A 10294-nucleotide genomic window follows, 5' to 3' on the forward strand; every position below is an offset into this window, starting at 1 on the left:
CGGTCTACAGGGGTTTGCTGAACTGGATCAGCGCGACGCGCTGGCCCTTGGGGTCGCGGCGTTCGAGCACGCCGCTGAGGGCATAACCGAGCTTGGGGTAGAGCAGCAGACCGGCGCTGTTGGCATTGAAGCACGACACCTGCATGCGTTTGGCGTGGTAATGCTCGCGCGCCAGCTGCTCCATCACCGCCACCAGATAGTGCGCCACGCCATGGCCACGGGCCCAGGGTGCGACCATCAGGTTGCCGAGGGCGCAGTGGTCGTCGTAGTGCCATTGGTAGAAGTTGGCAAAGCCGGCTAACCGGCCATCGAGCAGCACCACGGTACTGTCGCGGCGCTCGGCCATGGCGGCGGCCAGCTGACCGATGCTCAGCGGCCAGTCGGCCTTGGGATAACAGAAAAACAGTTCATCAGCGTTCTGCGGGAAACCGACAATCTCGGCCAGATCAGCCGCCGCCGCGGGGCGATGGCTGAGGTGTGGGGTTGGGTTCATGCAACATCCTTGTGGGTCAGCGGGATGGGCACGCGGCTGCTCATTGAGGCGGGTACTGACTCAACACGTCCTCCACGCTGCGGCGAATCGCGGCCTCGCGCTCGCTCGGGCTGGGATGTGGATTGCGCAGCACCTGTTCAGTGCTGCCGCGCCAGACCAGTTTGCCATCCTTGCCGTCGAGCAGGTCGATCTGCAGGGTGCCGACCTGATAGTCCAGGGTGCGGGTTTCCACGTAACTCGGGCCGCCCCAGAAGCCGCCGCTCCAGGGATCACCCCAGGCGCCGCCGAGCTGGGTACTGACCTGCTGCTGGCGATTGTCGACGATCATCCACACCTGCACCTTGAGATCGCCTGGCGTGTTTGCCGCTGCCGGGCGTAGACCGCGCTGATCGAGCTGTTGGCTGATCGCCGTGCGGATGCGCTGATCTGTCAGGTCGCTTTTCAGGCGCGGGTCATCGGGTTTGTACTGCACTGCGGGTTCCTGCCAGCTCCAGCTGCGGTAGGCGGCAAAATCCCGGTTAGGGTCGAAGTCGCGCTGCAGCTGCGCGGTTTGGCAGGCGCTGAGGATCAACAGCAGGGGCAGTAACAGCAGTGATGCACGCACGGGTGCTCTCCTTTAATACAGCGATCAGTTTGGCGGGTATGCCGCCAGGGCCTGTTGGACCGCATTGCGCAGCGCGGCGGCGCGTTCACTCTGGCTGCCGCTGCTAAGGGTTTCGGCGCTGGCACTCCAGACGGGTTGGCCATCCTGGCCGTCGAACAGTTCGATACGCACCACCATCACTTCTTCGGTATAGCTGCGCACCAGCGGCGCGCTGCCCCACATGCCGTAGTCGTTGCCATACCGACTGTGCCCGTACTGGCTGCCGTAGTGTTCGGTGACCTGGCGTAGGCGTTGCTCCAAGCGCAGCTCGGCGCTGACCTTGAGGTCGCTGGTTTTACCGGCGCGATGTGGGCGTAGGCCGCGTTGGTCGAGGGCATTGCTGAGGGCTTCCTGCACCTGCTCGGAGCTGGCCCAGGCCGTGCCGGCAGGCAGGCGTTGCCAGCTCCAGGTAAGGTAGCGGCCGAAGTCGCGTGGTTTTGCCGGATAGGTGCTGAGATCCAGTTGCTGGGCCGCCTGTGCGGGTGCAGGCGGCAGGGGCTTACTTTCGGCGGTATACGGGTTGTCGCTCTGGCAGGCTGCGAGGCTCGTCAGTAGCAGTAATGTGCCCAGTCTTTTCATTGAGTGTTCAGCCTCCAGTGAGAGGGCAGTCAGCGTGGCCGGCAGATCCAGTGCAGGTAGCGCCCCAGCCCGGAAAAGCTTGGGTGGCGGCGGTAGGCCAGCTCCATTTCCAGCAGGTCGAGCAGCTCAGCCTTGGCTTGGAATGGCTGCGGCATATAGTCGTGAAACACCCGCACGCCACTCTGGCTTTCGACCTGCCAATTAGCCTCAAGTTGCGCCGCCAGCTCGCGCGGATCAAGCGGCATTTGCGGCGTCAGGCTCTGTTTCTCTCCGGCGAACTCAGCCTTGCGCAGTTTGCGGAAGTGGCCCTTGAGCAGGTTGCGGTAGATCAGCGCGTCCTTGTTGTAGAACGCCAGCGACAGCCAGCCTCCGGGCGCGCACAGCTGGTGCAGCACCGGCAGGATGCTGTGCGGTTCGGCCAGCCATTCCAGCACCGCGTGGCAGATCACCAAGTCATAGGGCTGTTCCAGCTGGCCGAGCAGGTCCTGCCAGGGCGCCTGGATAAATGTGGCCTGCTGGCCGGCGGCGGCAAAGCGCTCACGGGCGCCGGTGAGCATCGGCTCGGCGGGTTCGGTCAGGGTTACCTGGTGACCACGCTCGGCCAGCCATAGCGACATATGGCCAAGCCCCGCGCCAATATCCAGCACTCGCAACGGGCGTTCCGGTAGCGCTTCGGCCAGATCAGCCTGGAGCACGGCCAGGCGAATTGCGCCCTTGGCGCCGCCATAGATTTTCTCGGCAAAGCGCGTGGCCAGCTCGTCGAAGTGACGATCACTCATTGGATGCGCTCCCGAGGAAGCGCCGTTCGTTGTCGGCCAGCTTGGCGCGCACCGCCTGTTCCATGTCCAGGCCCAGCTCGCCGCACAGCAGCACCAGGTAGAGGATCACGTCGCCGATTTCCTGGCCGGCATGGGCCAGTTGTTCAGCTGGCAGTTCGCGGGACTGCGCTTCGGTCAGCCACTGGAAGATTTCCACCAGCTCGGCCATTTCCACGCTGGCGGCCATGGCCAGGTTCTTCGGACTGTGGAATGGCCGCCAGTCGTTGTGGTCACGAATGGCGTGCATGCGGGTGGTCAGTTCGGCGAGGTTCATCAGGCGCTCCAGCAAAGAGGAGCATAGCTTCGGGGTTTGCCGGCCGGTCTTCAAGCCGGCAAACCGATACCGCAGGTTATGGGTAGCCGCTTTCGTTCGGGTTATTAGTCACTTCCAGCACGCGCCAGACGTTGGCATAGACACTTTCCTGGGAAAACGTAATGCGCCCCTTGCCTTTGTACAGCGACACCACGCGGGCGACGTCCTTGCCTTTGAAGTTGAACGGGATCCAGGCCTTGCCTGTCTGGTGCGAGAAGGTGGCGGTCGGCGCGCCGAGCAGCGCATTGACTTCATCCATGCTCATACCGGTGCGTATATCGCTGAACGAGCCGCTGCCCTGGGCTGCGGTCGCTGGTGCAGCAGCGGGCGTCAGCGTTTGCGTGCTAGTAGCCGCTTGGCCCTGGCCGGCGCGGTAGGCGTCCAGGTTGACACTGCCTGCAGTGTAAGGCGCGCCACCGGCGCTAAGGCTGTCAGCGGCTTTCTCGCAATGACGGTCGAGCTTGCGGTTGTTGGAGTTGGCCACCACTTCGCTCAGCACCGGCTTGTAGCGGCCGTTACCCGAGCTGGCCAAGGCCTTGCAGACCCAGGCGAGAGCGTCTGAGGTAGTGTTGTCGGAGGCGCTGCGGTACTTCTGCAGCAGCACTTCGGCGGCGACGTCGAGGGTTTCCTGGTCACGATAGCCGCTGTGGTAGATGCTCTGCGCGGCCTCGCGAATCGACACCGGGCCGCCCTGCACCAGCTGATTGACATAGCGCTGCCCGGACGCGTCCAGGGCATGGGCCTGCAGTGCGCTGCAGGCGAGGACGAAGGACGTGGCAAGTACGGCGGTGTTTTTCATGCTGAGGCTCTCTGATCCATTGGAGTTGCCGTGCGGGTCAACCATGACCGCGTGGGCGCAGGAGTCGACACGATAATCGGCCCCCGCAAAAACGCCAAGCCTTGCGGTGCGCCTAGTCCAGCGGCTGCCAACTGCCGCTCATATGGCTCAGCTCATTCTGGCCGAGGAGGCTGAACTGGCCATGGCTGCCGGGCTCGCTGGCCAGCAGACGCACCTCTGCCGGCAACAGCACCGGTTTCTGGAAGCGTACGCTCACGCTGTAACCGGCATCCGGTAGGCGTGCGCCCAGTTCGGCCAGGGCGCGGCCTTTGTTCCACAGGCCATGGGCAATGGCGCGGGGAAAACCGAACAACTTGGCGGTGGCGGCAAACAGATGGATCGGGTTGTAGTCGCCGGCGATGCGCGCATAGCGCCGGCCGATATCTGCGGGGGCGCGCCAGTGGGCCAGGGTGGTCTGGGTAAGCGTGGTTTCGGCTGCGCGTTCGGCCGTTTTGCCGTCCAGGCGCAGGGCGCGGCAGAGGATGCGGCTGTCGCCTTCCCAGAGCAGGCCGAGCTGGTCGTGCAGCTGGGTAATCAGGCTAAAGGTCGCGCCCTTGTCGTGGGGTTGCAGATCCTGCACCTGCACGCTGACGGTAAATGGCCCCAGGCCGCCGAGCGGGCGCAGCACGCGAATATGGTTTTCCAGATGCACCAGGCCGAGCAGCGGAAAGGGAAAGCGCGTATCGGTGAGCAACTGCATTTGCAGGGCAAACGCCAGAATATGCGGGTAGGGTACGGGCAGCCGATGCTCATCGCTAAAGCCGCAGATCTGCCGATAGCGCGCCAGGTGCTTGGGATCAACCGTGACCTGGCAGCGCACGCCCAGCTCGGGCAGGCTGCGGCCAGTCACACGGCGGCGCAGGGCGGCGCGCAGAAAAAGACCGGGTAGCGCGGGCGGGGCGGGCAGGTCGAGCCAGTCGATGGCCATGGGGTCACTCCTCAGAACGGTGGCAGCAGCTTAGATGGCGCGCCTGTATCTGCATTGGCCGTGCTGCCTGGTTATGTGGCGGGGCAGTCAATTGCCTGCATTCACGCCTTGAGCGCATGGCCTAAAGCTGCCTAAGATGGCCGCGCCTCGCACACAATAAGAACTCTTCAATATGCGTGACTTGACTGACGACGTGGCGCTTATGCGCCCCGTGATCGACGCCCTGCGTGCCAGCGGTACCGACCCTGATCGGGTGCTGGCGCGGGTTGGCCTGCCGCCGGGTGGTTTACCTGCCGGGCGCTTCCCCCATGCCGCCCAAGCGCTGTTCTGGAAAGCCGCCATCGACGAATGCGGCGAAGAGCATGTCGGCCTCTACCTGGCTCAACACCTGCCGGCCTTCCACGGCCTGCTGCTGGAGTACCTGTTTCTTTCCAGTGAAACCTTCGGCGAAGGCCTGCGCCATGCCCTGCGCTATGTGCGTCTGCTCTCCGACACCCTGAATGCCAAGTTGGAGGTGCAGGACGACCGCGCGGTGCTGCTACTTGGGCTGGTTCCCGGCACGCCGCGACACTTCCCGGAGATGCTCGCCGGCGCGGTGATCCGCCTGTTTGATGCGCTGACCGAAGGTGATTTCACCCCTTATGAAGTGCAGTTCATGCACACCGAAGGTGCGCCGGCCGAGCGCTATCAGCAGGTCTACGGCTGCCCGGCGCAACTGGGCGGCGAGCGTTACGCGCTGGTGTTCAATGCCTCGGTGCTGGACAAGACCTCACGGCACGCTGCGCCAGAATTACTGCGCATGCACGAGTCGCTGGCGCGCCGGCAGCTGGCTGAAGTCGAACGTCTGGACCTGGTGCGCAAGGTGCGTGAGTTGATCGGCGAATTACTGGTCGACAGCGGCGCGACCCTGGAGCAGGTCGCCGCGCGATTGAACATGCCGGCACGGCGGCTGCGCGAGCGCCTGGCGATGGCTGGGGTGCGCTTTAACGACCTGGTCACCGACTACCGTTGCCGTTTGGCCAAAGACCTGCTGCTCAACACCGACGAGCGTATCGAAGTGATCGTCGAGCGCACCGGCTTCTCTGAGCCGAGCACCTTCTATCGTGCCTTCAAGCGCTGGGTCGGCGAAACGCCAGTGGAGTTTCGCAAGCGCGGCAAGCAGTGATGGCTATTGGACGAAATAGGTCGCCCAGAAGTAATAGAGCGTCATCCCGCTGCCCACGCTGATCACCAGCAGGCGCAGGAACTTGGCCGGCAAACGCTGGCCCAGTGCGCCGCCGACATAACCGCCGACGGTGGCGCCCACCAGCAGAATCACCAGCTCATACCAACTGACTCGGCCGGCGATGATAAAAGTCGCGGTGGCGACGCTGTAGATCACCGCGGAAATCAGGTTCTTCAGGGCATTGGCGCCGGCTAACGGGTGGCCTTCGATAGAAAACGCCGCCAGTTGCAGAATGCCCATACCGGCACCGAAGTAGCCGCCATAGATCGATACGCCGACATGCGCGGCCAGTGACAGTGGGCCGTGCGGCGGTTGCGCGGCCTCGGCACGGCGAGCAGCCAACCAGCGACTCAGCCAGGGACTGGCGGCAAACAGCGCGGTGGCGGCCAGCAGCAGCCAGGGAATCAGCTTGGCAAACACCGCATCGCCGCCAACTAGCAGCAACAGCCCTCCTAGCAAACCGCCCGCCAGCCCTGCCGCCAACAACGGCAGCAAATAGCGCCCCAAAGGCCGCAGCGAATCCCGCGCCGCCCAGGCCCCTGCCAGGCTGGCCGGCCACAGCGCCACGGCATTGGTGGCGTTGGCCGTCACCGGCGGCAGACCCGCAGCGAGCAACGCCGGAAAAGAGAAAAACGTGCCGCCACCGGCCAGGGCATTCATCCCACCGGCGGCGAAGCCGGCGAGCAGCAACAGCAGCATTTCGTTGAGTGGCATAGGGCTTCATCGGGTTAACGGCAGGTGACGGGGTCAATGCCTGCTGTGGTTGTCTTGTTTAATGCCCGCCGTTATTGCCTGGCACTGCATTGGCGTTCCTATAATCGGCTTTTTGGCACAGGGCTGGCGATGATGGCAAACGGACTAGCGTGGTACAGGCCGCGATTCTATGTACTTTTAGCCTTGGTCCTGTTGTTTTTTACCGCCCATAGCCAGGCCGCGGCCGTTAATGACCTGCGCCATTGGGAGCCCGATCAGCAGCCCTATCAGGTGCTAGGGGGACAGTGGCAATTGCAATGGCTTGAACCACAGCGTGAAGCAGGCCTGATCCAACTGCCGTTCACCTGGTCGGAGGGCACAGCCAAGCCATGGGGACAGGTGGGTTTTGGTCATATCGAACTGCGTACGGTCGTGCTGCTGCCTGAGCATTCGCGACCCTTAGCGCTGTATTTCGACGATCTCAAATCAGCGGCGCGGGTCTGGGTCGATGATGTGCTGGTGTTGGAACGCGGTCGCCCCGGTAATGCCGAACATGAGGTGGCCCGCTTGCAATCTGCCATCGTGCCTTTGCCCATGGGGCACGTCCGCGTGGCGCTGCGCGTGGAGTTGTCCAACCACTTTCACCATGAAGGCGGTATCGACATGGTCGTGCGTGCAGGCACGCTGGATAACGTGCGCTTGGATGTCAGCCGTCAACAAGCCTTGTACCTGGTGAGTGTCGGCGCCACGTTGATGATGGCGTTGTTCATGGTGTTGCTGGATCGCAGCGCGGCCCGTTCTCTGGGAGGTGTGCCGTTTGCCGCCATTTTGGTGCTGGCTGGTATGCGTGCAGCTTCCAGTGGCGAGTTGCTGGACTACTACCTTGAGCTGCCTGCCTTGTGGATCTATCGCATTGAATACCTCTCGGGGCATTTGTTCGCGCCTGCTTACGGGGTATTGCTGTTGCGGCTGTTCCCGGGCGAGCTGTCCTTACGCGTGCTGCGCGTGATGATCGGCGTCGGAGTAATGGGGGCCGCGCTCACGTTGTTTATGCCGGCGTCTTTTTTCACCCTGCTGCGTGATCCGTGCGCCCTCTGGTTGCTGCTTTGCGAGCTGTATTTTCTCGGGTGCCTGTGCCTGGCTACTTATCGCAAACGCGCCGGAGCGGCGGTGGTTTTGTTGGGCATGGTTGCGCTGGATGTGACCATTGTTAACGACCTGATGATGTACTCGTTGAACGTGCCAACGCTGAATCTGATCCCTGTGGGCGTTTTGCTCTTCTTGCTCTCCCATGGGCTGGTGGTCGGCAGCCGGGTGACGGCTGCGCTGCGTCGCAGTGATGAACTGCGCGAAGACCTGCAGCGCTTGAACGCCTCACTTGAAGCGCGTGTGGATGAGCGCACCCAGGCGCTGGCCGTGGCGCGCGATCAGGCCCTGCACGAGGCCCGTCAGTCACTGGAACGGCAGGCCATGCTCAGCCATGAGCTGCGGACCCCCTTGGTGGCCATTCAAGGCCACTTGCAACTGCTGGCCCGCGATGGCCTGCAGTCCGAGCAACAACGCCGTCTGGATACGGTGCAGGTGGCCGCGCAGAGCCTGACCGATGTGCTGGACGGATTGATGCTGCTGTCGCGCTCGGAAAAGCTGGAGCCGCCGCCGCGCGAAGTGTTTTCCCCTGTGCAATTGATCGAGGACTGCGCTGCGATCTTCCGGCCACAAGCCGAAGCGCGCGGCTTGAGTCTGCTCACGCGCTGTGATCCTCAGCTGCCGGCGTATGTGCTGGGTAATCCGCAACCGCTACGGCAGGTCTTGTACAACCTGCTGGGCAACGCCCTTAAATTCACCGAAGAAGGCTATGTTGAAATTACTCTCACGCGACGGGGTGCAGGACTGGCGCTAAGGGTCAAGGACACTGGCGCCGGTATTCGCACCGAATTGCAGCCGCATATCTTTGATGCCTTTGTCAGGGATGCGCAGCGGGCTGAGCCCGGTATTGGTCTGGGGCTGTACATCACCGCCCGGCTGGTCGATCTGATGGACGCTGTGATTGCGCTGGACAGCGCACCTGGGCGTGGAACCTGTATCGACATCGCCTTACCGTTCCCGGATGCGCAAGCGCCTGGGCTGGTCCTGGAAGACTCTGCGCTGCTGCAGGGTTTGCGCGTGTTATTGGTCGAAGATGTCGAAATCAACCGGTTAGTCACCGCCGAATTGCTGGAGCGCTGGGGTTGCCTGGTGTGCACCGCCAGCACCGGTCAGGACGCCGTGCAGGCCTGTGCCGTGAACACCTTCGACTTGGTTTTGATGGATATGCGCCTGCCCGATATTGACGGTTTGACTGCCAGTCGGCTGATTCGCCAACAGCATCCCCAAAGCGCCGCCAAATTGGTGGCATTGACTGCCAATGCCAACGATCTTGATCCCGCACAGTGGCGTCAGGCCGGGCTGAGTGCCGTGCTGGCCAAACCCCTGCGCCGCGATGACCTGCTCCGCGTGCTTGAGGATTGGGACGCCCTGCCGGCATCGCCCAGCGGCGAGCACGACGATATCTCCGAAGCGCGACTGGAGGTGTTGCGCGGTTGGTTGGGGCCGGCGCTGTTCGATCGTTTGCTGCCCACGCTGGTGGACTCCCTGCAGCAAACCTACGACGCCCTGGCCCAGTTGCCACAAGGCCCTCAGGCGCGCGATCAACTGCGCGTGCTGTGCCATCGTTTGCGCGGCAGTACCCTGAACTTCGGCCTGGATAATCTCGCCCGGATTGCTGATGCCACGCATGAAACCGATCAGATCGAAGGCCTGCTGGATGCGATTGAACGGCACCTGCAGCTGTTGCGTGCGCGTGTCCTGCAAGAACAACAGCCGCCAGGTGGTCATCGCGAATAGCTGGCGCACTGTTTGATCTTTGCGTCAGAATCCGCGCCAGTTTTTGGGGAGTGCACGGTCAATGATTGACAGGCTTGTTGTGGTCGAAGATGCACCAGAGATTCGCGAGATGATGGTGCTGTATCTGCAGAACGCAGGGTTTGAAGTCTATTCCACCGACTCCGGCCGGCAATGCCTGCTCATGGTGGAGCGCCTCAAGCCCGCTCTGGTGCTGCTCGACATTGGCCTGCCGGATTTGGACGGGCTGACCGTGACGGCACAGTTACGGCGCAACCAGCCCAACCTGGGTGTGATTCTGGTGACGGTGCGCGATGAGGATTACGACCGTGTCGTGGGGCTGGAGGCCGGAGCCGATTGTTACCTGACCAAGCCACTTAACCTGGGCATTCTGCTGGCCCAGGTGCGCAGCCTTCTGCGCCGATGCGGTGGCGGTGACCGTGAGTCTGACTACAGCCTGAGCCTGGGGCGTTTTCGTATCGACTTGTTGCGGCGTCATATCGTCAATCAGGACGGCGTGGATGTCAGCCTGACACCGGGTGAGTTTGCTGTTTTGATCGGGCTGATTGAGCGCCGGGGGCATGCGGTCAATCGTCATGAGTTGCTGACATTTCTGCGCCGGGGCCAGGAAGATGCCGAGGACGTTGACGTGCGCACGGTGGATGCCCTGATCGTGCGCTTGCGGCGCAAGCTGGAAGTCTCGCCCAACCGCCCCCAGTTGATCATGACCGTCTACGGCAAGGGTTACCGCCTGGCCAATGAGGCCGAAATCAGTCAGTAAGTCGTTTGCTGGTTAATTGTGAACAAGGGTTCACAAGCGTGAATGGCCTTTCCTAGCACTCACATATAGCGAAACCAGAGAATTCACTACTCGTGATATCTCT

General features: G+C 62.7%; 11 protein-coding genes. 3 read left to right on the top strand and 8 right to left on the bottom strand.

Annotated features, from left to right (window positions below; translation table 11 throughout):
- Positions 1 to 4: 4 nt before the first annotated feature.
- The 7 genes from CUR33_RS18155 to CUR33_RS18185 all read right to left on the bottom strand — a co-directional run bounded on the left by CUR33_RS18155 (position 5) and on the right by CUR33_RS18185 (position 4612).
- Positions 5 to 493: a GNAT family N-acetyltransferase gene (locus tag CUR33_RS18155; RefSeq protein WP_289240481.1), complete on the bottom strand. Its 489-nt coding sequence runs from the start codon at positions 491 to 493 to the stop codon at positions 5 to 7.
- A gap of 40 nt (positions 494 to 533) precedes the next feature.
- Positions 534 to 1097 (bottom strand): DUF4136 domain-containing protein, encoded by a 564-nt coding sequence (locus CUR33_RS18160; RefSeq protein WP_289240482.1) that lies wholly within the window; start codon positions 1095 to 1097, stop codon positions 534 to 536.
- A gap of 24 nt (positions 1098 to 1121) precedes the next feature.
- Complete coding sequence (locus tag CUR33_RS18165; RefSeq protein WP_289240483.1) at positions 1122 to 1715, bottom strand: DUF4136 domain-containing protein; 594 nt, start codon at positions 1713 to 1715, stop codon at positions 1122 to 1124.
- A 29-nt stretch (positions 1716 to 1744) separates the two neighbouring features.
- Positions 1745 to 2494 (bottom strand): methyltransferase, encoded by a 750-nt coding sequence (locus tag CUR33_RS18170; protein WP_289240484.1) that lies wholly within the window; start codon positions 2492 to 2494, stop codon positions 1745 to 1747.
- Entirely contained in the window at positions 2487 to 2807 is a 321-nt protein-coding gene (locus CUR33_RS18175; RefSeq protein ID WP_289240485.1) for a nucleotide pyrophosphohydrolase, read from the bottom strand. Before CUR33_RS18175 ends, CUR33_RS18170 begins: the two co-directional genes overlap by 8 nt.
- A gap of 76 nt (positions 2808 to 2883) precedes the next feature.
- Entirely contained in the window at positions 2884 to 3645 is a 762-nt protein-coding gene (locus tag CUR33_RS18180) for a hypothetical protein (protein ID WP_289240486.1), read from the bottom strand.
- 112 nt (positions 3646 to 3757) lie between these two features.
- Positions 3758 to 4612: a MaoC family dehydratase gene (locus tag CUR33_RS18185; protein ID WP_289240487.1), complete on the bottom strand. Its 855-nt coding sequence runs from the start codon at positions 4610 to 4612 to the stop codon at positions 3758 to 3760.
- A gap of 172 nt (positions 4613 to 4784) precedes the next feature.
- Between CUR33_RS18185 and CUR33_RS18190 the strand changes: the two genes are divergently transcribed.
- Complete coding sequence (locus CUR33_RS18190) at positions 4785 to 5777, top strand: AraC family transcriptional regulator (RefSeq protein WP_170050181.1); 993 nt, start codon at positions 4785 to 4787, stop codon at positions 5775 to 5777.
- A gap of 3 nt (positions 5778 to 5780) precedes the next feature.
- Here CUR33_RS18190 and CUR33_RS18195 read toward each other — a convergent pair whose 3' ends face one another.
- A complete protein-coding gene (locus tag CUR33_RS18195; protein ID WP_289240488.1) occupies positions 5781 to 6551 on the bottom strand; it encodes a sulfite exporter TauE/SafE family protein in 771 nt (256 codons plus the stop codon).
- Between the two features lie 183 nt (positions 6552 to 6734).
- Between CUR33_RS18195 and CUR33_RS18200 the strand changes: the two genes are divergently transcribed.
- Together CUR33_RS18200 and CUR33_RS18205 are read left to right on the top strand one after the other, a co-directional pair.
- Positions 6735 to 9413 carry an ATP-binding protein gene (locus CUR33_RS18200; RefSeq protein WP_289240489.1) on the top strand — a complete coding sequence of 893 codons (2679 nt, stop codon included), beginning with the start codon at positions 6735 to 6737 and terminating at the stop codon, positions 9411 to 9413.
- Between the two features lie 61 nt (positions 9414 to 9474).
- Complete coding sequence (locus CUR33_RS18205; RefSeq protein ID WP_289240490.1) at positions 9475 to 10191, top strand: response regulator transcription factor; 717 nt, start codon at positions 9475 to 9477, stop codon at positions 10189 to 10191.
- Positions 10192 to 10294 lie beyond the last annotated feature (103 nt).

It is taken from the genome of Pseudomonas sp. FEMGT703P (genome assembly GCF_002786345.1).
GTDB lineage: Bacteria > Pseudomonadota > Gammaproteobacteria > Pseudomonadales > Pseudomonadaceae > Aquipseudomonas > Aquipseudomonas peli.

Coding starts and splice junctions, on each gene's coding strand:
- CUR33_RS18170 (WP_289240484.1), bottom strand. CDS start 2,494: ATGAGTGATCGTCACTTCGACGAGCTGGCCACGCGCTTTGCCGAGAAA.
- CUR33_RS18165 (WP_289240483.1), bottom strand. CDS start 1,715: ATGAAAAGACTGGGCACATTACTGCTACTGACGAGCCTCGCAGCCTGC.
- CUR33_RS18180 (WP_289240486.1), bottom strand. CDS start 3,645: ATGAAAAACACCGCCGTACTTGCCACGTCCTTCGTCCTCGCCTGCAGC.
- CUR33_RS18185 (WP_289240487.1), bottom strand. CDS start 4,612: ATGGCCATCGACTGGCTCGACCTGCCCGCCCCGCCCGCGCTACCCGGT.
- CUR33_RS18190 (WP_170050181.1), top strand. CDS start 4,785: ATGCGTGACTTGACTGACGACGTGGCGCTTATGCGCCCCGTGATCGAC.
- CUR33_RS18175 (WP_289240485.1), bottom strand. CDS start 2,807: ATGAACCTCGCCGAACTGACCACCCGCATGCACGCCATTCGTGACCAC.
- CUR33_RS18155 (WP_289240481.1), bottom strand. CDS start 493: ATGAACCCAACCCCACACCTCAGCCATCGCCCCGCGGCGGCGGCTGAT.
- CUR33_RS18195 (WP_289240488.1), bottom strand. CDS start 6,551: ATGCCACTCAACGAAATGCTGCTGTTGCTGCTCGCCGGCTTCGCCGCC.
- CUR33_RS18205 (WP_289240490.1), top strand. CDS start 9,475: ATGATTGACAGGCTTGTTGTGGTCGAAGATGCACCAGAGATTCGCGAG.